Genomic DNA, 21,055 nt, shown 5'->3' with positions numbered 1-21,055 from the left:
AGTGTAGCGGGACCGCCCCGCGCCCGGCTGTCGGCCGGCTGAAAGCAAAGCGTCCATTGCCCGCTCTTAAGTGCGCCGCGTCATGCGATGTGGGCGGGCGCACGCCCGGTGTTCAACCGTCAATCAGGTTTGGGCGCGTCCGCCTCATTGTCGTACTCGGCGATCAGGCGCAGGCATTTGACGAACAGGCCTCGGTATTCCTCGGGCAGGCGAGCCAGCAGCTGGTCTTCCACCACCACATCACGCGGCATCACTCTGCATAGCAGGTCCAGCCCGGCCGGCGCCACGTAAAGCTGGTAGGCGCGGGCATCCGTTGGAGACGGTCGGCGTTCTATCAGCCCGCCGCCATGCATGCGTCTTACCATCTCGGCGACCGTGTTGCGGTCCATCGCCAGGCGTTCCGACAAGGAGTTCTGGCTAAGCCCCGGCTCTTGATAAAGCAGGACCAAGGCGGCTTTCTGCCTGGGCGTTACCCCTTCGCCCGAAAAGGTGGTGGCGAAGATCTCCTCGGCCTTGAAGTGCGCGCGCCGCAAGAGATGCGACGGCACATCTTCAAGCCGGAAATTCCGCAGCAGGGCGTCGACTTCCGCCGCGGCGGGTGAGGACGAAACCGGGGAGGGGGCGGACTTGGATGGGGTGGGCTTGGAGGACGGTGAACGGGCCATTGTGATTAGAGGGTTCTACGGTAGATGGAGATATTAAGATGGGACCCTGCGTAGTTACAATAGCATGTATACGTACAAGATAAGAAGTTCCTCATAAAGCGCATTTACCACGTTGAACGGATATTTGATAGGGTAATTACTCGTTTCTTGGCTTGTTGCTCCGCCCTAATATAGTACGCATACGTCCCATAGAGCCCGTTCCGCTGGGTACTGCGGTGGGGATTGCGTTTCAACTGTCAATGAAGGAGCTTCACCATGAGCGAAGGAATGATTCTTTCCGGCTTCCTGGCGCCGCATCCCCCGCACCTGGTCTACGGCGAAAACCCGCCTCAGAACGAACCTCGGTCGGAAGGCGGCTGGGAACCGCTGCGCTGGGCGTATGAGCAGGCACGCGAGAGCATTGAACGCATGAAGCCTGACGTGCTGCTGGTGCATTCCCCGCATTGGATTACGCAGGTGGGCCACCACTTTCTGGGCGTGCCACGGCTTGCCGGGCGATCGGTCGACCCCATCTTCCCCAACATATTCCGCTATGACTTCGGCATGGACGTGGATGTTGAGCTGGCCGAGGCCTGCTGCGCAGAGGCCGCCAACCTTGGCCTGGTCAGCAAGATGATGCGCAATCCGAAGTTCCGGCCAGACTACGGAACGATCACCACGCTGCACATGATTCGGCCGCAATGGGACATTCCTGTGGTGGGCATCTCCGCCAACAACACGCCGTACTTCCTTAACACCAAGGAAGGCCAGGGCGAGATGGATCTCCTGGGCCGCGCCACGCGGGAAGCCATCCGCAAGACCGGACGCCGCGCCGTGCTGCTGGCCAGCAACACCTTGTCCCACTGGCATTTTCATGAAGAACCTGAGCTGCCCGAGGACATGACCAAGGAGCATCCCGAGCGTTACGACGGCTACAAGTGGGACGTGCGCATGATCAACCTGATGCGGCAAGGCCGCATGCAAGAAACCTTCCAGCTTCTGCCCCAGTTCATTGATGAAGCCTTCGCCGAAGTGAAGTCCGGCGCCTTCACCTGGATGCACGCCGCGATGGGCTATCCCGAACTTGCCGGCCGCTTGCATGGCTACGGCACCGTCATCGGCACCGGCAACGCGGTGATCGAATGGAACCTTCAGGAAGCGGGGCTTTCAAGCCTGAAGCCGGCAACCCAGCCAGCCTGATCGCGCGGCCTGGAAAGCAAAAAGGAAAAGGGGAAAAACCATGAGCATCGTGTCCGCGTTTCTTGTTCCCGGCAGCCCGCTGCCGCAGTTGCGTCCCGACGTGGCGCCGTGGGGCCGCCTGCGAGACGCCTTGGCGCATGCCGGCAAATCGCTGGCCGAGTCCAAGCCTGATTGCGTGCTGGTCTATTCCACGCAATGGTTCGCCGTGCTGGACCAGTTGTGGATCACGCGGGCGCGCAGCACCGGACTGCATGTGGATGAAAACTGGCATGAGTTTGGCGAGCAGCCATTCGACATTTATTCGGATTCGGCCCTGGCGCATCGCTGCGTTCAAGCTTGCAACGAAGCGGGCATCAAGACGCGAGGCGTCGATTACGACCAGTTCCCGATCGACACGGGCACGATTACGGCGACCACCTTGATGAACTTCGGCTCCGCGTCGCTGCCGGTCGTCATCGCGGCAAACAATCTTTATCACAGCGCCGAGCAGACCGAGCAGTTGGGCGCCATCGCCGCATCCGCCTTGCAAGACAAGCGCGTTGCGGTGGTCGGAATCGGCGGCCTGTCCAACAGCATGTTCCGCGACAACATTGATCTTCAGGAAGATCACATTCTTTCGGAAGCCGACGACACGTGGAACCGGCGCTTGCTGGCCCTGATGGAAAGCGGCGATGTCGAAGCGTTGCGCGCAAGCCTGCCCGACTATGCCAGGCAAGCGCATCCGGACATGGGGCTGAAGCAATTCCATTGGCTGCTTGGCGCGATGGGTGGGAATTTCAAGCAGGCAATCGTGCATGAGTATGCACCGCTGTACGGCAGCGGCGGTGCTGTCGTGGAGTTCAAGCTCCAGTAGCGCCTATCAAAAGGGCCTGCCTGACGGGCCCGACCTTGCCAAGGAGCAGTCGTGTTCAAGCAGTACAGAAATTTCATCAATGGTCGGTTCGTCGACAGCGAAAAGCGGTTTGCCGGCATCAACCCGGCAACGGGCGTTCGCTTTGCCGACGTGCACGAGGCCAGCAAGGAAATGGTCGACGCGGCGATCACCGCGGGCCACCGAGCGGTGCGCGGCTGGGGCGCCACGTCGGTTGCCGACCGGGCCGACATGCTCTACCGCATCGCCGACGAAATCGATCGGCGTGCGGATGACTTCCTGGAAGCAGAGGTCAGCGATACGGGCAAACCGGTATCCCTGGCGTCCAAGCTGGATATCCCGCGCGGCGCGGCAAACTTTCGCATCTTTGCGGACATTCTGAAGACGGCCCCGCTGGAAACGTTTCGCACCGAGCTGGCTGACGGCGCCCACGCCATCAACTACGCCGTCAGAAAGCCCTTGGGCGTGGTCGGCATCATTTCGCCATGGAACCTGCCGCTGCTTCTGTTCAGTTGGAAAGTCGCGCCCGCGCTTGCGTGCGGCAACGCGGTGGTGGCCAAACCATCGGAAGAAACGCCAGGCACCGCCACGCTGCTTGCCGAGGTGATGCAGTCCGTGGGGTTGCCGGACGGCGTGTTCAATCTGGTGCACGGCTTTGGCCCGAATTCGGCTGGGGAATTCATTACCAAGCATCCGGACATCAGCGCCATCACCTTTACCGGCGAATCAAAGACGGGCACGGCCATCATGCACGCCGCCGCCGACGGCGTGAAGCCGGTGTCGTTCGAGCTGGGCGGAAAGAACGCGGCCATCATCTTTGCCGACTGCGATTTCGAGAAAACCGTGGAAGGAATGACGCGCGCGGCGTTCCTGAACAGCGGCCAGGTGTGCTTGTGCTCGGAACGCATTTTTGTTGAGCGCCCCATCTACGACCGCTTCGTGGCCGCGCTGGCTGAACGCGCAAAGCGCATCAAGCTAGGCGATCCCACCGATGCGGCTACAGACATGGGGCCCGTGATTTCGGCGGCGCATCGCGACAAGGTGCTTAGCTACTACGCGCTGGCGCGAGAAGAGGGGGCGCAGTTCATCGTGGGCGGCGGCACGCCCAGCTTTGGCAATGCGCTGGATGGCGGCTTTTGGGTTGAACCCACCTTGATCGCCGGCTTGGCCGATGACGCGCGCTGCGTGTCGGAAGAAATATTCGGCCCCATCGGCCACATCACGCCCTTTGACTCTGAAGCGGAAGTCATCCGCCGCGCCAATGCCACGCCGTATGGCCTGGCGGCGACGATCTGGACCAGCAACGTGAACAAGGCGCACCGTGTTGCGCAGTCCATGAACGTTGGCATTGCCTGGGTCAACGCCTGGTTTCTACGCGATCTGCGCACGCCGTTTGGCGGTAGCGGCCTGTCTGGTATCGGCCGCGAGGGCGGGCTGCACTCGCTGAACTTCTACTCCGAACTCACCAACGTTTGCATCCACGTGGATGCGCCGGACGCCGTCACTGACTGAGAAAATCATGGAAAAAAGCAATGTGTCATCGGCCGTCGTCGAAGGACGAGCGCAGCCGCGCGGCAAGTTCCCCCACGTCAAGCGTGCGGGTGATTTTCTGTTCATTTCGGGCACCAGCTCCCGGCGCGCCGACAACAGCTTCGTGGGCGCCGAAACCGACGCCATGGGCGTGCTGGATGCCGATATCCGCGCGCAGACGCGGGCGGTCATCGAGAACATCAAGGCGATTCTTGAAAGCGCGGGCGCCGGCCTGAAAGACCTGGTCGAGCTTTCCACGTATCTGGTCGATATGGGCGACTTCAAGGGCTACAACGAGGTCTATGCCGAGTATTTCGACTACGACGGCCCCGCCCGAACCACCGTGGCGGTGCACCAACTGCCGCATCCGATGCTGCGCATCGAAATCAAGGCAGTGGCCTACAAGCCACTGTAGAGCAAGCGAAATCACTTCAGCGCGGTCCAGACATGAGCTTCACCGATCTATCTCCCCAACCTCCCTTGTATCCCCCAGAGGCCGAAGACTACGCGCGGTCGGCCCTGGCGCTGTCAGCTGCCGCCGTCCTGCGCTGTGAACGTGTCGCCGACATTCAATACGGCGATACGGACGCGCACCGACTCGACGTGTACCCCAGCAGAAACGCGCACGGACAACCCGGCCCAGTGCTGGTCTTCGCGCATGGCGGCGCGTGGACGAATGGCTACAAGGAGTGGGTGGCGTTGATGGCCCCGGCATTGGTCGCCGCCGGCATTACGTTTGTCTCGGTCTCGTATCGGCTTGCGCCTGGCTACAAATGGCAGGCGCTTCTGGATGATTGCCTGTCAGCAATCTCGTGGGTGTATCGGAACATTCACGAGTACGGCGGCGACCCCAGCCGCATTGCGCTTGGCGGGCATTCGGCGGGCGGCCACTTGATGACGCTTGCCGCGTTAAGCGCCGACGGTCTGACGCGCCACGGCATCCCGGCATCGTCGATAGTCGCGTGCTTTCCGCTGTGTGCGCCGCTTGATATTCGGTATCCCGATCGGCTTGCCGATAGTGGGGAAGAACGTACGCATCAAATTCTTCTACACGACGCGTCGGAAGCGGCGTTGGCAAGTCCGGTTTGTCTGTTGAATGAAGACGCGCCCTTGATGTTGCTGGCCTATGCCAAGGAAGACTTGCCACGCATCATCAAGGGCAACCAAACCATGCAGGCCGAGCTGCGCCGGTTGCAACGGCCCTGCGAAACCATGGTGCTGCCGGGAGATCATTTTTCGCCGGCGCTTGCGGCGGGGGACGCGGAATATCCCTGGACGAATCGCCTGATTCAAATTTTGCGCGGATGACGTGCAGCCAAAAAGGTATGTTGGAGAATCCCATGAAAATTTCCCGATGGATCGCGCTCTTGGCGATCACACTTTCTACGGCCGTGCATGCGCAATCCTGGCCGAGCAAACCCATAAAACTCATCATTCCCTATGCGGCGGGGTCTGGGCCAGACGTGGCGACGCGGCCCGTTGCCGAACAGATTGGAAGGATCCTCAAACAGCCCGTCATCGTGGAAAACCTGTCTAGCGCCGGTGGAATCGTGGGCACCCGCACGGTTGCCAAGGCGGCGCCGGATGGCTACACCTTCGGCTTTGGCAACAACATCACCCTGGCGGTCAACGCAAGCTTCTATAGCAGCCTGCCCTACGACCCGGTCAAGGATTTTGGGCCCGTCGGCTTGCTGTTCGACAACCCTTACATTCTTGTCGCGGGCAAGAACTTCAAGCCGAATTCGATCTCGGAATTGACGGCGCATATCAAGCAGAACCCCGGCAAGGTGAACTTCGCGTCGGGAACCGGGGTAGGTTCGGGTAGCCATTTGACGGGCGAAATGATGAAGGCGGTTGGCGCGCTGGATATCACCCATGTGCCGTATCGCAGCGGCTCCATGGCGCTATCGGATGTCGTCAGCGGCCGGGTCGACGTGATGTTCGATAACGTCAACGGCGTGCAGCAGTTCATCAACGACGGCACGCTGAAAGCGTTTGCGGTCACCAGTCCCAAGCGCCTGGCGACCATGCCGGATGTTCCCACGATGGCCGAATCCGGTTTCCCCAACTTTGAAGCGGTGGCTTGGGGCGGGATCGTGGCGCCCAAGGGTACGCCGGATGCGATCATCAAGCGCATGAACGAAGCGATCGGGCTTGCCCTCAAGACCCCGGAAGTCGAACGGGCGAACGCCACGATGTCGCTCAATCCGATCGCCTCAAGCCCTGAAGCATTCGCGGCATTCATTGCCTCGGAAACCAAACGGTGGGCAGAGACGGTCAAGGTTTCCGGCGCCCGGGCGGAATAGGGAACGCCAAGCGGGCCGACAAGCGACACGGGTTCGCGCCCGCCCGCCGTTGCAGATGCCCTGGTTGATGCAGGGTATCGATTCATCCACCTTGTCTTGGACTTGGGTCGTTCGGTGTATGCTTGCCGCGAAATGCACCGTAGCGGTGCGTGAACTTTAGTCCGGACACCATGACCAAGGCCTTGTTAGTCGAAGACGATGCGAAGCTTTCGCGCTTGATTGCGCAGTTTCTGGAACAACACGGTTTCACTGTCGCCCAGGCCTATCGCGGCGATCATGCGGTGGAGGCATTTCGTCGCCACGAGCCGGCCATCACCATTCTGGACTTGATGCTGCCGGGCCGCGACGGCTTGCAGGTTTGCCGCGACCTGCGCGCCTTTTCAAGTGCGCCCATCCTGATGCTGACCGCCCGCGAAGACGATCTGGACCAGATCCTGGGGCTGGAATCCGGTGCGGACGATTATGTCATCAAGCCCGTGGAGCCGCGCGTGCTGCTCGCGCGGATTCGCGCGCTGATGCGCCGGCACAACCAGGCCGAGGCGCAGCTGGATCACCTGGAATTCGGGCCGCTGTCCATCGACCGCCAGACGCGCGCGGTAAGACTCGCGGGCGTCGAAGTGGACCTGACCACCATGGAATTTGAGATGTTGTGGGCGTTGGCCAGCCAGGCCGGCCAGGTGTTGACGCGCGACGATTTGCTTAACGCGGTGCGCGGCATTGAGTTCAACGGCCTGGATCGCAGCGTGGACGTGTGCGTCAGCAAGCTGCGCCGCAAGCTGGAGGATGATCCACGCGACCCCACCCGCATCAAGACCATCTGGGGCAAGGGCTATTTGTTCACGCCCAAGGCGCACGAGCTGGGCGATGCTTAAGTTCGTCCTGCGGATCTTCGTGGTCCTGGCGATTGGGTTTGTGTTGTCAAACGAAGCGGTGGATCGGGCCGCGAATTACTTCTTCGAGCCCGAGACCGCGAACTACACGCGCGAGGCGGTGCGCGGCCAGTTACACAGCCTGAAGCAGGAATTGGCCAACGTGCCGCCCGAGGCGCGCCGCGATTATGTGCGCAACACGCTGGCGCCGCATTACGGCTTGGTCTTGCAGGTGCTGGACCCCGCTGACTACCGCGCGGCGGACTTCGCGCTGACCGACGAGGAGCGGCGCACGATCGACTCGGGCGGCTTCTTCCTGCGTGACAATCTGATGAGCTTCGTTGCCGCCATTCCGGGGCCGGGCGCGCAATGGTTGCTGGTCAAGATGCCTCCGGAGCCGCTGGTCGGCACCTGGGTAATCGTTGGCATCTACGTCGCGTTGGGCTTGCTGTTGTGCGGCTTCATGCTGCTGTGGGCGCTGCCGATCTGGCGCGACCTGGAAGCGCTGAAGACCGCCGCGCAGCACATGGGGCAGGGCGACTTGCAAGCGCGCGTGCGGCTGTCGCGTTTTTCCAGCATCCGTGGGCTGGGCGACACGTTCAACCAGATGTCCGATCGCATCAGCGCGCTGATCAGCAATCAGCGCGACCTGACCAATGCGGTGTCGCACGAACTGCGCACGCCCATTTCCCGGCTGTCGTTCGAGCTGGACATGATCGACCGCGAACCCGACCCCGAGGCGCGCAGCCGCCTGGTTGAGGAAATGAAAAGCGATGTGGCCGAACTGGACAGCATGGCGTCGGAATTGCTGATGTACGCGCGCCTGGAACACAAGAGCGACAACGTTGCGCTTCAGGCGCTGGATGCGCGTGGCTGGGTTGATGCCGTCGTCCAGCACGCGGCGTTCGAGGCCGGGCTGCTGGGCGTGCAGTGCACGGTGACGCAATGCGATGTGGACGAGGTTCGCTTGCACTCGCGCTACATGACGCGCGCCTTGCTCAACCTGCTGCAGAACGCAATCCGGCACGCGGGCGGGCAGGTTCAGGTTGGGTTAACCCGCCCGGCGCCACGGCAGTACGTGCTGACGGTGGACGACGACGGGCCAGGCGTGCCGCCCGCCGATCGTGAACGCATCTTCGAGCCCTTTATCCGCCTGGATGAAAGCCGGGCGCGCGACACGGGCGGCACCGGCCTGGGGCTGGCTATCGTCAGCCGCGTGGCGCGGTGGCACAACGGCACGGCGCTGGTGGCCGACAGCCCGCTGGGCGGCGCCCGCTTCGTGATCAGCTGGAACGCGGCCTGACCGCTCGGCAGCAACAGTCCGCGCACTGCCAGGCATGGCGACACCCGTGTAAAGATCTTCACAAACTCCCTACAAAGCGGGAAAGATCCCGCGCGGAGGCATCGATAGCATCACGGCATTCCTCATTGACAGGGTTTGCCGACCGCCATGTTCTCGTTAAGTCGCTTGGTTGCCATCGGATCGTTGTTGCTAGCCGCGGGCGGTTGCCAGAGTCTGCCCCCCGCCGCGCCGGCAACCATCGCCAAGGACGATTACGCGACGGTGTTGGCATACCTGGCCCTGCGTATCCCCCACGACATGGACGCGGCCAAGGTGCCCGGCGTGTCGATCGCCATCGTGGATGATCAGCGCATCGTCTGGAGCACGGGCTTTGGCTATGCGGATGCGTCGCGGCATCGACTCGCCACCCGCGACACGCTGTATCGCGTGGGCGCCATCAGCAAGCTTGTCACGGCGGCCGCCGTGCTGCGCGCCGCCGACGATGGCCGGCTATTGCTGGACGCGCCTGCCGGAGACGCCTTGCCGGACTGGCACGTGGAACCCCGCCGTAACGCCATGCAGTGGATGGGCTCGGAACCCTATACCGCCCGTAATCTGCTGAGCCTGCATCCGGCCACGCTGGAAGACACGATGGGCCGCGCCCGCGCCGATATGGCGTACGCGCTGCTGGGCGACATGGTGGCGCATGTGGCGCACGAACCCTTCGATACCTACGTGCGCCGCACGATTCTTCAACCCTTGAATATGCCGCGCGCGGGGTTTCAGCCACACGCGCGCATGCTGGAACAGCGCGCGTCCGGCTATCGGCGTGGTCAGCCCTGGAAGGAAGCGGCGCAGCCCAACCAGGCGGCGGACGGGCTGTGGATGAGCGCATCCGAGATGGCGCGCTTTTCCAGCATGTTGTTTGCGGGTGGCAAATACGGCGACAAGGACGGCGACAGATACAACGGCAAGCGGGTGCTGACCGAAAGGTCCGCGCGGATGCTGCTCGGCCTGGAAACCGTGGCGGGTGGCGGCCTGGATCTGGATTGCCGCTTTGCCGTGTCGTGGCTGGCCGCGCCTTGCGGCGACGACCTGGTAAGCGCCGCGTCAGTACGGGAACACAGCGGGGCGACGGAAGCTTTCCATGCCCGATGGGTGCTTGCCCCACGGGAAAAGCTGGCCGTGCTGGTCATGAGCAACGCGGATTCCGGCGAATCGCTGGTTGCCTCGGTATCGACGATGACAATGCGCATGATGCGTCAGGCCAAGTACGGCAGGTAGCCGTTTTGAGACGTTTGGCGACGATCGGGCGCAGCAACCAGAAAATTGTGTAGTTGTATGAAGCGCCCCTGCACGCTTTTTCACAATCGTTAAAGGGAACCCGGAAATTTGCCGGACGCCTCCCGATACATTGCCCGCCAGCGGTCAACCGGCCGCGTCACGGGCAGGGAGGCCGAAGGTGTCGGAAATCGTTGTATATGTCAGAAGCCAGCCGCAGCTCGGCGACCAGATCGTCGCCATGCCGACGTTGTATCAGCTGAAGACGTGGTGGCCGTCGCTGGGCATCAAGGTGGTTGCCCGGGACAATGTGGGCGGCTTCTACCGCGCGCTGCCCTGGGTGGATGAGTTTGTGCGTGCGTCCACATTCGGCGATTACCTGCGTAGCCTGAAAAAAAACACGCGTATATGCGTCAGCCTGCATCACAGCAGCGAACGTTTCGGCGTGGTCAACCTGCTGCGTCGGCCGCCTATCCGCCTGGGCTTCCGCAATGCACGAATCAGCGACCTGGCCTGGACGCATTGCCACCGCAAGGACATCACCGAATATATCGGCCAGGCTAATCTGCGCCTGCTGGCCGCGTACCGTCCGTTTGACCTTGGACGCGCAACGCGCACGTGCTTCCATACGCTGGCGCGCCCGCACCTGGGCAACGTCCACAGCGCCGACGTGGTGATGATCCCTGGTGGCGGTTCTGGCGCGTTCAAGCGTTGGAGCCTGGCGAACTACCTGCTGTTGGCCGACAAGCTCAAGCGGCAGTTGGGCAATGACACCCGCTTCCTGTTCGTGCTGGGCCAGCAAGAGAACGCGGAACGCGACACCTTGCAAGCGATGCAGCGGCCCGACTTCGCCATTGCCTATTGCCGGTCCATTCCCGAGCTAAGCGCCATCATGCTGCGCGCCCGCCTGGTGGTGGCCAATGACTGCGGCCCCTCGCATATTGCGCAAGGTGCTTGTGTGCGCTACGTCGGCGTTTTCAACGAACCGAACCCGGAATGGTTCTGGCAGCGGCCCGGCTCGGCCTCTGTTGTGCCGCGTCATCCGCACGACAAAATCGACGCCATCACGCCTGACGACGTGCTGGCCGCCTGCCTTAATGTATTGGAGCATCATGCGCATACTGCATACGCTGGCTGAACCCAGCCTGGGCGGATTGGAATTCCGCACCCTGGAGCAGGCAAGCTGGCTGCAAGACCATGGCTACGACGTGGCCATCGCGTCACCCTCGGGCAGCGCCGTCAGCCATGCGGCGCGCGAGCGCCACCTGACAACCGTGGACATCGACTTCAAGCCGGCGTATTCGCCGTTGACCGTCCTGGCGCTGCGCCGCGCCATCAAGGCCTTGCACATCCAGGTCATCGACAGCCATAGCCGCGCCGACGGCAAAACCGCCGCACTCTGCCGCGACCTGTGCGCGGTCGTTCGTACCCGTCATTTCGCCAAGCCGATGCGTACCTCGCCGCGCCGCCGGCTGGAGTGGCACATTGGCTGCGACCACGTCATCGCGACCAGCAACGTCGGCAAGCAGGAACTGCTGGCGGCGCGGTTGGTGCGTGAAGATCGGATCAGTGTCGTGGGCGAATGGGCCGGCGAAGAGTTCTTCCGGCAGGCCGACGAGCCGGACGCGTCCTTGCACATCCGACGCGACCTGCAAATTCCTGCCGCCAACGAGGCTTACGTTATCGCAACCGTCGCGATGCTGCGCCCGGAGAAAGGCCAGGCCGACCTGCTGCGCGCGGTGCAACGCCTGCGTGTCCAAGGGGTGCCCGCCGTGGCCTTGGTCGTGGGCATGGCCACCCCGTCCACCCAAGCGTATGCGTACGAGCTGTACCGCCTGGCGGTGGATCTGGGCATTGCGGAGCATGTGGTGTTCGCCGGCCACCGGACCGATGTGCCCGACATGATCCGGGCCGCTGACGTGGTGATGGTGCCGTCGGCAACGGAAGCCTGGTCGCGCATCGTGCCCGAAGCCTACGCCACGGGCCGGCCTGTCGTGGCCAGCAATGTGGGCGGCTTGCCCGAGATCGTCACGCCTGGCAATACGGGCTGGCTGGCCGCGCCGGGTGACGTCGCGGGCTATGTCGATTGCATCCTGCAAATCCGAAACCGACCGTGGCACACGCAAGCCATCGTGGCCAACGCGCGCGCGTTTGCGGACACGCATTTCCGCTTGGGGGAAAAGATGTTCCGCACGCTTGAGGCGTACCGCCGTGCGATGGATCCGAGCCTGCCCGCTGAAGCCTGCCAGGGTGAGGGGACGTCGGCGTGAACTTGCCCAACGACTATTTGCTTGCCGGAAACGGGGAGCGTGGCCGCACCGGCATCCTGCTGGTTCACAGCCTGGCCGGCACGCCCAAGGAAATGCGCCTGCTTGCGCGCAGCCTGAACCTTCAGGGTTATACCGTGCTGACGGTGACGCTGGCGGGCCATGGCGGCGCGCGGGAACATCTGGTGAACACAAGCTGGCTGGATTGGTTGGCCAGCGTGCGGCGCGGCGCGGATCTGCTGGCAGGCCGGGTCGATCGCCTGGTGGTCGGTGGATTCTCCACGGGAGCCGTGTTGGCGCTGGCCCTGGCGCAGGAACGCCCGCTGCACGTGGCCGGCGTGCTGGCCTTGTCACCCGCTTTCCGACATGACGGCAGAGACATGCCGCGCTATGCCCGGCTGGCCTTCCTGATGCCTGTGTTGCGGGCGCTGGGCATCGGCCAACACCGTGTGTTTGCAGAACGATCGCTCCCAATGGGGCAGCCGGGCACTCCCTGGTGGGCGCTTCCCCAGATGCGAAAGCTGACGGCCTCGGTGTTGCGTCGCATGAATCTATTACGGGCGCCTTGCCTGGTCATGCATGCCCGGCACGACGACATCGCGTCCGTATCGAACGCCTTTGAAATCGTGCATCGGGCATGCAATACGAACGTGTCCTTGCAGTTGCTCGCAGACAGCCGCCACCTGATCACGATGGGTCGCGAGCGCCGCGAAGTTGTCGCGCGGGTGGCGGCGTTCGTCAACGGCATTGCGAGAGCGACGGCGCCCTCCATTCGATTCAAATCCAATCGCTACGATTAAAGTCAAATCGATCCATGTCCGCATGACCGTACTTCAACGAGGAAGAAGATGCCCGCCAGCCACCAAGGTACTGATGACCGAACAGGTGCCACCCAGGAAGCGCTGGCTGATGTGGAGGCCGGTCGCGTGGTAGACCATCATGCGGTACAAGCGTGGGCAAAAAGTCTGGGTACCGACATGCCGTTGCCGGTACCGCCTTGATGGAACGGGAACGGACCAGCAAGGCGCTTTCCGATCTGGTGCGCCAGGATGAATTGCTGACCCCAGCGAATGCGCCCACAGCGGCGCGGGCAATCCATGCCGGGCCAAGAAGCGGCCCGGCGCCGTCACATCAGCGACCCGCCACCTGAAGCACGGCCTCCGCGAACGCCTGCGGCGCCTCTTGCGGCAGGTTGTGGCCGATGCCGCCCGTGATGGTGCGGTGCTCGTACTTGCCGGTGAACTGCTTGGCGTAGGCGGCGGGGGGCGGATGCGGGGCGCCGTTGGCATCGCCTTCCAGCGTGATCGTCGGCACGCTGATCTTCGGCATCGTCGCCAGGCGCTTTTCCAGATCGTCGTACTGCGCTTCGCCCTCGGCCAGCGCCAGGCGCCAGCGGTAGTTGTGGATGACGATCTCTACGTGATCCGGATTGTCGAATGACTGCGCCGACCGCTGATAGGTGGCGTCGTCGAACTTCCACTGGGGTGATGCCAGTTGCCAGATCAGCTTGTTGAAGCCGTCGCGGTTGGCGGCGTAGCCCGTCGCGCCGCGCTCGGTGGCGAAGTAGAACTGATACCACCACTGGAATTCCGCCTGCGGGGGCAGCGGCTTGCGGTTGCCCTCCTGGCTGCCGATCAGGTAGCCGCTGACCGAGACCAGCGCTACACAGCGTTCGGGCCACAGCGCGGCCATGATGTCGGCGGTACGCGCGCCCCAATCAAACCCCGCGATGACCGCGCGTTCGATCTTCAATGCATCCATCAGCGCAATTATGTCGACTGCAATGGCCGCCTGTTGGCCGTTGCGGGGCGTGTCCGACGACAGGAAGCGGGTGGACCCGTAACCGCGCAGATGGGGAATGATCACGCGGTAACCGGCGGCGGTAAGCCGGGGCGCCACGTCGGCGAAGGCGTGGATATCGTAGGGCCAGCCGTGCAGCAGGACGGCGACGGGGCCGTTGGCCGGGCCCACGTCCACATAGCCCACGTCGAGCGTGCCGGCGCGGATCTGACGGATATCACTGAACGGCGTGGCGCCGCCACCGCCTGTCGTGTTCGAGGATGAGGGTGTTGCCTTGGCCAAAGCGCTGCCGCTGGCGGCAAGGTTCAGCAGACTGGCGGCCGCCAGCGTCGATGTCGTGGCAAGCAGGCGGCGGCGTTGCGGGTCGATGGGGTTCGTCATCGTGAATGCTCCTTGAAAAGTTCGCGGGGTTGGGCTTGCTGCGAACGATTTATAGGGGCTGCGCGATGGCGTTGGGTGTCGGAATGTATGGTGCCCAGGGGTGGATACAGTGCGATGCAAAAAGGGGCAATACGTGGTTCGAGGTCAGCGATTTATGCGCCTCTTTGGAAGCCCGCGCCCCGCTGTCATTCGGGGTGGGCGGGCACGAGGCCGGGTGACAGACCGGTAACAACGGAAACCGGCGCACGCAAGCGTGCCCCAGCCAAGGCCCGCCCATAGAGGCGTGCAAAGGCCTACTTCGTGTGCGCAGGGACTTCCTCTGCATTCGTGCTCGTCCCCGCCTTTTTCTCTGTCCATAGCAGCATCGCATCCAATGCGGGACACAGCGCCTGCCCCCATTCCGTCAACCGGTATTCCACTTTGGGCGGTACTTCCGGATAGACCATGCGCGACACCATCCCGTCGCTTTCCATCTGCCGCAACTGTTGCGCCAGCATTTTTTGCGAGATGCCAGGAATCAGCCGTTCAAGGTCGGAATAGCGTTGGACCTTGCCATCGAACAGATGAAAGAGAATAAGCAGTTTCCAGCGGCCTTCGAGCAAGCGTATGGCCTGCTCGACGTCTCGGGCGGCGGTCTCGGGCGTGTATTGCTTTCTCATGGGGGAGTCGCTAACTTTTTCGTGCGTTCTTGTCGGCGGGGCGCAGGGTGCGGACAATTATCGCACCGCAACTTCGCTTAGCGAGAACCTATGTCTATTCCCCTACCTGGTCCCATCGGCGCCCATTTCAACGCAGGCGGCCGGACCAATGTCGCCCCACTTGCTTGGGAGCTTGGCTGATGACCATGGACCTGCAACTGAAGGGCAAGCGCGTGTTGGTGACGGCCGGCACGCAAGGGCTGGGCAAAGCAGTCGTTGAGTTGTTTGTCGAACTGGGTGCGACGGTGTTGACGACCGCGCGGAACGAGCCAGCGGACGCACGCGGCGCGTTGTTTGCCTTGGCGGATCTTTCAACCGTGGAAGGGTGCGATGAGGTAGTGCGCGCCGTCGCGTCGACGCTGGGCGGCGTGGACGTCATCGTCCATGTGTTGGGCGGGTCGTCCGCGCCCGGCGGCGGCTACGCTGCGCTGGACGAAGACGTGTGGCAGCGCGAGCTGGCGCTCAATCTCCTTCCTGCCGTGCGGCTGGATCGCGCCTTGCTGCCCGGCATGGTGGCGCAGGGCGGTGGCGTGGTGGTCCACGTTACGTCGATCCAGCGTGCGATGCCGCTGCCGGAAGCTACCACGGCATACGCCGCCGCCAAGGCCGCGCTTTCCACCTATAGCAAGAGCCTGTCGAAGGAGCTTGCGCCCAAGGGCGTGCGGGTGGTGCGCGTGGCGCCCGGGTGGATCGAGACGGAAGCCGCCGTCGCCCTGGCCCAGCGGCTGGCCAGCGAAGCGGGCACCGATTACGAAGGCGGCAAGCAGATCATCATGAATTCGCTGGGCGGCATCCCCTTGGGCCGGCCCGCCAAGCCCGCCGAGGTCGCTGACCTGATTGCCTTCCTGGCATCCAACCGTGCAGCCGCCATCACGGGTACGGAGTATGTCGTGGACGGGGGAACGATACCCACGGCTTGATGCCCGGCCCCCTGGCATCTGATCAAACGCGGATTCCACTTTGCCTGACCGCAGACTTTGTCGCTTGTGGTCAATCCCCGTGCGCGTGCTGGCAATTCCGCCGGGGCGGGCGCCCCTAACATTCCCTGCATCTTCCCCGCATTCTTCCCGTGCAGGTTACTGATTAGGCGCCACGCCCCGCTCCCCATGATCACGCTCTACGACCACCCCCGATCCGGCAACTGCTACAAGGTGCGCCTTTTTCTGTCGCTGATCAATTTGCCCTATCGGCGCGAATTCATCGATGTGCTGGCGCGCAAGAACCAGACCGACGCGTTTGAACGCATCAGCGCGTGGCGGCAAGTGCCGGCGATTGACGACGACGGCCTGGCGGTTTGGGACAGCCACGCGATTCTGCTTTACCTGGCGCAGAAGCACGCCCCGCAATGGTTGGCGTCGCAGCCTCATAGCGCGCAGATGTTCTCCTGGATTTCGGTGTCGGCAAACGAGATTGCCAACAGCTTGCAGCCGCTGCGCCTGACCAAGGTGGTGAGTCTTGCCGAGGCCGCCCATCACCTGGGTGTAAGTGAGGCCATGCTTGATGTGCAGGGGCTGCAACAGCGGACCGATCGTTTGCTGAGCCTGCTTGAAAAGCGCCTTGCCGCAAGCCCTTGGCTGGCAACCACACCCAGCGTTGCGGATATCGCCTGCTATGGCTATCTGGCATTGGCCGAAGAGGCCGAGATTGATGTGAACGCCTATCCCGCGATAGCGGCTTGGCGTCGTCGTATTGAAGCACTGCCGGGCTACGTCGCGCCCGGACAGGTGACGTAAGCGAAATTCGCCACGCCACAACGAACAACACACAGGGGAAAAAAAACATGGAAGCAATCTCTCGACCGGACGTGAATGTGGGGGCTGGAAAAAAGCCGAATCTGCTTCGAATATCCGTGGCGACCGTGGTGGGAACCGCCGTCGAAGCGTTTGATTTTCTTGCGTACGGCACGGCCGCGGCGCTGGTGTTCAACAAGCTGTTCTTTCCGCAATTCGACCCCTTGACCGGCACCTTGGCTGCGTTTGCCGCGTTCGCCAGCGGCATGCTGGCGCGTCCCGTGGGCGGGATCCTGTTCGGGCACTTTGGGGATCGCATTGGGCGCAAGTCCATGTTGACGCTGAGCCTGCTGATGATGGGCATCTGCACGGTGCTGATCGGGCTGCTGCCCACCTATGAGCAGATTGGCGTGTGGGCGCCGATCTTGCTGGTGGCGTTGCGTATCGGGCAGGGCCTGTCGTTTGGCGGCGAGCTGGGTGGCGCCATGTTGATGGCGGTGGAACACGCGCCGCCACGCTGGCGGGGCTTCTTTGGCAGCCTGCCCTTGGTGGGGGCGCCGCTGGGCATTTTGCTATCGGTGGGCGCGTTTGCCTTGGTGACGCGGCTGCCGGAAGAAGACTTCCTGTCCTGGGGCTGGCGCCTGCCATTTCTTGCCAGCGCGGTGCTGATCGTGGTTGGGATATTGATACGCCGAGGCATCGATGAATCGCCCGATTTTGCTCGCGTCAAATCCGAGCAGACCCAGGTCAAGCTGCCGGTGGCGGAATTGCTGGGCAAGCATGGCAAGGCGCTGTTGCTGTGCGTGGGCTGCAAGCTGGCCGAAGTGACGCTGATCTACACCTTCCTGGTCTTCTCCGTGTCGTACGCGGTGTCCACGCTGGGTTTCAACCGGTCTGACGCGCTGCAAGCGCTGCTGTACGGCGCGGCCGTGATGACGTTCACCATTCCCGTGTTCGGTATGTTGGGCGACCGCTATGGCGCCCGGCGCGTGTGCGGCTGGGGCGGGCTGCTGCTGGGCGTGATGGCGATACCTATCTTCATGGCCGTGGGCAGTGGCTCGCTGCTGGCTTACAGCGTGGCGGCGTTTGTGGCCATGGCCTTGAACTACGCGATGATGATTGCCCCGCAATCCAGTCTGTATGCCGCGCAGTTTCCGCCAGAGCTGCGGTACTCGGGCTTGTCGATCGGCGTGCAGTTCTCCGCGGCAATTGGCGGCGGTTTGGCGCCCATGGTGTCGGCCATGCTGGTGGCGCGCTTTGACAGCATCGTGCCCGTGGGCGGCTACCTGGCCGTGCTGGGCGTGATTGCAGGCACGTCGGCATTCTTGATGAAGCCCACCCCGGCACGGCGCGCTACTTGAGCTGAGCCCGGCAGCCTGCTAATCCTGCGCCAGAACCGACGCGCGATATTTGTTGGGCGGGCTGCCGAAGCGTTGCTGGAAGCAGCGGCTGAAATGGCTGGCATCTTGAAAGCCACAGGACAGCGCAATGTCCTTGACCGCCACATGGGCCTTGCACGGATCAACGAGCGCCGTGCGGGCCAGTTCCAACCGGCGTTCGCGCACGTACTGGCCGTATTGAATGCCGCGCATCTGGAACAAGCGATGCACCCAGCGGCTGGACGCCCGCAACGCGCGGGCCACCGCCGCGACGGACAAGTCGCTGTCGACGATATGCGTGTCCACGTAGCTGGTGATTGCCTGCCAGCTTTCGATGGGGCCGCGTTCGGTGGTGGGCAGTTGCTCCAGTGCCTGGCTGGTGTAGATGGCGGCAAGCAGGGAGATCAGCGCCTGTTCGGCAAACATGCTGGACGTGGGGCTGACCGTGTCGGCTTGCTCAAAGAACACATGCCCCAGGCAGTGGTGCGCCGTGCGCACCATCGGCAGCGTCGACGCCGCGCGTTGGGCGGTGAACTGCGAAATATCCTGCAAATGCATGCCCAGCAGATTCAGCAACGAACCTTTGATCACGACCAGCCGGGAATCCGTCAGCATGCGCACTTCAGAAGGCAGGGCCGTCGTACGAAAAATGATGTCGCCCGTTTCCACGGGCAGGCTTGCGCCGTTCTGGCTGATGACCCCGTGCCCTTCAATGATGAAGCTGGCCAGGAACTCCGCCCGCATCGCATCGGCCGCGTGTTCGGCGCGATGCTGGACCCGCATGGGGGTGGACTCCAGGTTCACGGCCAAGCCGCCCGCGCGCAGCCGGCACGCTTGCAAATGCAGGCGCGGTTGCAGGGTAAGCGGAAGGAAATCTCCAGGAAGCACCAGCTTGTCCAGGCGGGCCTGATAACCGGACAGTTCGGCTTCGTAGAAGGGACGAAAACGGGGGGCGAAGTTCAGGTCAGGTTCCTGCTGTGAGGCGGCAGGCGGAAGCGATTGGGCAACGTGCATATGGATGGACCCGACTTTCAGCGCGAGCCCAGTGCCCGCAAAATCAAAATCATTGTATCGACGCGGATCGCGCACGCACCTGCCGTTTACCCTAGGCCGTGTCACTCTTGGACAAGCGCTGTGCGGTTGCGGTCAATGGCGTAAAAGCCGCCGCAAGATGTAATGGCAGTGTTGTGCCACGAGGCATTAGGAGATGGGTGTGGATGACAAGAAACTGCAGTCCGATGCGTTCTTCAAACGGTCGGCTGACAAGCTGGATTTCGGCAACTGGAACGTGCAGGAGAAGATCGCGCTAAGTTGCCGGATCCTGGCTCGGGAAGGGCACTCCGAGACCCTGGCCGGACAGATCACGGTGAAGAACGACGACGGCACGTTTTTCACGACGGCGCTGGCCCAGGCGTTCGATGAGATCCGCCCCGACACGGTCATTCGCATCAACGACAACATGGACGTGCTGGAAGGAGCGGGCACGCCCAACCCCGCCGTGCGTTTTCACTTCTGGGTCTATCGCAACCGGCCGGACGTGCGCTGCATCGTGCACACGCATCCGCCTTATGTGTCGACGCTGACCATGACCGGCCGCCCGCTGGTGGTGTCGCACATGGACGCCACGCCGTTTCATAACGACTGTGCGCATTTGAAGGAATGGCCGGGCTTGCCGATCGCCGATCAGGAAGGCGAAATCATTTCCGCTGCCTTGGGGAACAAGCGATGTGTGCTGTTGGCCAACCATGGTTTTCTGGCGGCGACCAGCTCGGTGGAAGAGACCTTGTATCTGTCGGTGCTGATCGAGCGCGCCGCGCGTAATCAGTTGCTGGCGGCGGCCGCTTACGGCGAAGTGAAGCCGGTGGATGATGCGCTGGCGGCGGAGTCGCATGATTTTTTGCTCAAGCCCAGCATCGTGCGCGCGAGCTTTGCGATGTTTGCGCGCCGGATTGAACGGCAGGGTTCAGCGTAAACATAACTGCGCAGCTGCCTCGCCAAAAAACAAAAAGGCCGGCCCCCCAAAGGGCCGGCCTTGCTGTATGGCTGCTTGGCTTACGCCTCGGCGGAGCCTTCTTCCGCCGCTGCCACCGGCTGCACCTGATTGATCAGGGCTGGCCAGGTGTTGATCGACAGCAGGTGGCAGTACACCAGCGGCAGCCAGCCGTTGGCGCGCCAGCGCAGGAACTCTTCGTCCGACAGCTTGTTGAACTTGGCTTCGTCGATCACCTTGAAGCCGGACATGGCCAGGCGCTGGCCGTCGGGCAGGGTGATGTCGGCGCGGTTCTCGATCAGCAGGTCGGCGGCGGCCAGGGCCTGCGCGAACTCCATCGTGTAGGCGTGCTGGTTTTGGTAGTCGCGGCAGAAATCCAGGGCGCTGCGGGCCAGGTCGGTGGGTTCGCCAGCGTCGTCGAAGAACGGGTTGTCGCGGCCTTCAACCACCGATGCGGCCTTCTCGTCGACGCACAGCGTGAACTGGCTGCGGTCTTCGTTTTCCATGAAGATGAAGGGGTAGCGGCGGATGTAGGCCGGGATGTAGACGCCGGCGCGCCATTGGCCGTCGGCGTCGACGAACAGGTTTTCCTGGCCGCGCACACCCAGTACCGCCACGGGCGTGGGCTGCTCACCGTCGGTGAAGACGATGGGGAAATGGCGGCACGCGGTGGGCAGCTCGGTGGCCACCAGCGGCACCGCGTTGGTGTTGGCGGCGTAGGCAAAGCCCGTGTTGCCGGCCAGCGACAGGTTGGCGTGCACGCCGGCCGCCAGGGGGCGGGGTTGTTCGTAGAACAGGGGAAGCGAAGTCTGCGTAGTCATGGTGTC

The 21,055-nt window shown here is 62.9% G+C and carries 21 protein-coding genes; 16 read left to right on the top strand and 5 right to left on the bottom strand.

Annotated features, from left to right (window positions below):
- Positions 1–119: 119 nt before the first annotated feature.
- Positions 120–665 carry a MarR family winged helix-turn-helix transcriptional regulator gene (locus ELS24_RS25550; RefSeq protein ID WP_127185710.1) on the bottom strand — a complete coding sequence of 182 codons (546 nt, stop codon included), beginning with the start codon at positions 663–665 and terminating at the stop codon, positions 120–122.
- Positions 666–920: 255 nt separating this feature from the next.
- Between ELS24_RS25550 and ELS24_RS25545 the strand changes: the two genes are divergently transcribed.
- From ELS24_RS25545 to ELS24_RS25490, 12 genes are all read left to right on the top strand, one after another.
- Complete coding sequence (locus tag ELS24_RS25545; RefSeq protein WP_050445529.1) at positions 921–1,844, top strand: tRNA U-34 5-methylaminomethyl-2-thiouridine biosynthesis protein; 924 nt, start codon at positions 921–923, stop codon at positions 1,842–1,844.
- A gap of 40 nt (positions 1,845–1,884) precedes the next feature.
- Complete coding sequence (locus tag ELS24_RS25540) at positions 1,885–2,697, top strand: tRNA U-34 5-methylaminomethyl-2-thiouridine biosynthesis protein (protein WP_127185709.1); 813 nt, start codon at positions 1,885–1,887, stop codon at positions 2,695–2,697.
- Between the two features lie 51 nt (positions 2,698–2,748).
- Positions 2,749–4,227 carry a 2-hydroxymuconic semialdehyde dehydrogenase gene (locus tag ELS24_RS25535; protein ID WP_127185708.1) on the top strand — a complete coding sequence of 493 codons (1,479 nt, stop codon included), beginning with the start codon at positions 2,749–2,751 and terminating at the stop codon, positions 4,225–4,227.
- Positions 4,228–4,234: 7 nt separating this feature from the next.
- A complete protein-coding gene (locus ELS24_RS25530; RefSeq protein ID WP_050445526.1) occupies positions 4,235–4,660 on the top strand; it encodes a RidA family protein in 426 nt (141 codons plus the stop codon).
- Between the two features lie 32 nt (positions 4,661–4,692).
- The gene (locus tag ELS24_RS25525) at positions 4,693–5,553 is read left to right on the top strand and encodes an alpha/beta hydrolase (protein WP_127185707.1); all 861 of its coding nucleotides are present in this window, start codon (positions 4,693–4,695) and stop codon (positions 5,551–5,553) included.
- 32 nt (positions 5,554–5,585) lie between these two features.
- Positions 5,586–6,551, top strand: coding sequence for a Bug family tripartite tricarboxylate transporter substrate binding protein (locus tag ELS24_RS25520; protein ID WP_127185706.1), 966 nt, complete (start codon positions 5,586–5,588; stop codon positions 6,549–6,551).
- A gap of 170 nt (positions 6,552–6,721) precedes the next feature.
- Entirely contained in the window at positions 6,722–7,423 is a 702-nt protein-coding gene (locus ELS24_RS25515) for a response regulator (protein ID WP_127186467.1), read from the top strand.
- Positions 7,416–8,723, top strand: a complete 1,308-nt coding sequence (locus tag ELS24_RS25510; RefSeq protein WP_127185705.1) for an ATP-binding protein — start codon at positions 7,416–7,418, stop codon at positions 8,721–8,723. Before ELS24_RS25515 ends, ELS24_RS25510 begins: the two co-directional genes overlap by 8 nt.
- A 147-nt stretch (positions 8,724–8,870) precedes the next feature.
- Positions 8,871–9,986 (top strand): serine hydrolase domain-containing protein, encoded by a 1,116-nt coding sequence (locus ELS24_RS25505; RefSeq protein ID WP_127185704.1) that lies wholly within the window; start codon positions 8,871–8,873, stop codon positions 9,984–9,986.
- Positions 9,987–10,164: 178 nt separating this feature from the next.
- Complete coding sequence (locus ELS24_RS25500) at positions 10,165–11,121, top strand: glycosyltransferase family 9 protein (RefSeq protein WP_127185703.1); 957 nt, start codon at positions 10,165–10,167, stop codon at positions 11,119–11,121.
- A complete protein-coding gene (locus tag ELS24_RS25495; RefSeq protein WP_127185702.1) occupies positions 11,096–12,253 on the top strand; it encodes a glycosyltransferase family 4 protein in 1,158 nt (385 codons plus the stop codon). Before ELS24_RS25500 ends, ELS24_RS25495 begins: the two co-directional genes overlap by 26 nt.
- The gene (locus ELS24_RS25490; protein ID WP_205736936.1) at positions 12,250–13,050 is read left to right on the top strand and encodes an alpha/beta hydrolase; all 801 of its coding nucleotides are present in this window, start codon (positions 12,250–12,252) and stop codon (positions 13,048–13,050) included. The genes ELS24_RS25495 and ELS24_RS25490 overlap by 4 nt, the downstream gene beginning before the upstream one ends.
- Positions 13,051–13,381: 331 nt before the next feature.
- Here ELS24_RS25490 and ELS24_RS25480 read toward each other — a convergent pair whose 3' ends face one another.
- Entirely contained in the window at positions 13,382–14,431 is a 1,050-nt protein-coding gene (locus ELS24_RS25480; protein ID WP_127185701.1) for an alpha/beta fold hydrolase, read from the bottom strand.
- A 293-nt stretch (positions 14,432–14,724) separates the two neighbouring features.
- On the bottom strand, positions 14,725–15,090 hold the full coding sequence (locus ELS24_RS25475; RefSeq protein ID WP_127185700.1) for a winged helix-turn-helix transcriptional regulator: 366 nt from the start codon (positions 15,088–15,090) through the stop codon (positions 14,725–14,727).
- A gap of 179 nt (positions 15,091–15,269) precedes the next feature.
- Here ELS24_RS25475 and ELS24_RS25470 point away from each other — a divergent pair, with 179 nt between their 5' ends.
- From ELS24_RS25470 to ELS24_RS25460, 3 genes are all read left to right on the top strand, one after another.
- The gene (locus ELS24_RS25470; RefSeq protein ID WP_127185699.1) at positions 15,270–16,049 is read left to right on the top strand and encodes an SDR family oxidoreductase; all 780 of its coding nucleotides are present in this window, start codon (positions 15,270–15,272) and stop codon (positions 16,047–16,049) included.
- Between the two features lie 186 nt (positions 16,050–16,235).
- Complete coding sequence (locus ELS24_RS25465) at positions 16,236–16,862, top strand: glutathione S-transferase family protein (RefSeq protein WP_127185698.1); 627 nt, start codon at positions 16,236–16,238, stop codon at positions 16,860–16,862.
- Positions 16,863–16,909: 47 nt separating this feature from the next.
- Positions 16,910–18,220, top strand: a complete 1,311-nt coding sequence (locus tag ELS24_RS25460; protein ID WP_050445513.1) for an MFS transporter — start codon at positions 16,910–16,912, stop codon at positions 18,218–18,220.
- Positions 18,221–18,238: 18 nt separating this feature from the next.
- Here the strand turns inward: ELS24_RS25460 and ELS24_RS25455 are convergent, their stop codons facing one another.
- Positions 18,239–19,252, bottom strand: a complete 1,014-nt coding sequence (locus ELS24_RS25455) for a helix-turn-helix domain-containing protein (RefSeq protein ID WP_050445512.1) — start codon at positions 19,250–19,252, stop codon at positions 18,239–18,241.
- Positions 19,253–19,451: 199 nt separating this feature from the next.
- Between ELS24_RS25455 and ELS24_RS25450 the strand changes: the two genes are divergently transcribed.
- Entirely contained in the window at positions 19,452–20,210 is a 759-nt protein-coding gene (locus ELS24_RS25450) for an aldolase (RefSeq protein WP_420042474.1), read from the top strand.
- 80 nt (positions 20,211–20,290) lie between these two features.
- Here ELS24_RS25450 and ELS24_RS25445 read toward each other — a convergent pair whose 3' ends face one another.
- Complete coding sequence (locus tag ELS24_RS25445) at positions 20,291–21,049, bottom strand: SapC family protein (RefSeq protein ID WP_127185697.1); 759 nt, start codon at positions 21,047–21,049, stop codon at positions 20,291–20,293.
- Between the last annotated feature and the right edge of the window lie 6 nt (positions 21,050–21,055).

The sequence above is a fragment of the Achromobacter spanius genome, assembly GCF_003994415.1.
Taxonomy (GTDB): Bacteria; Pseudomonadota; Gammaproteobacteria; order Burkholderiales; family Burkholderiaceae_B; genus Achromobacter; species Achromobacter spanius_C.
Note: the sequence above shows the minus strand (reverse complement) of the source record. Positions and strands in the feature narration are given on the sequence as shown.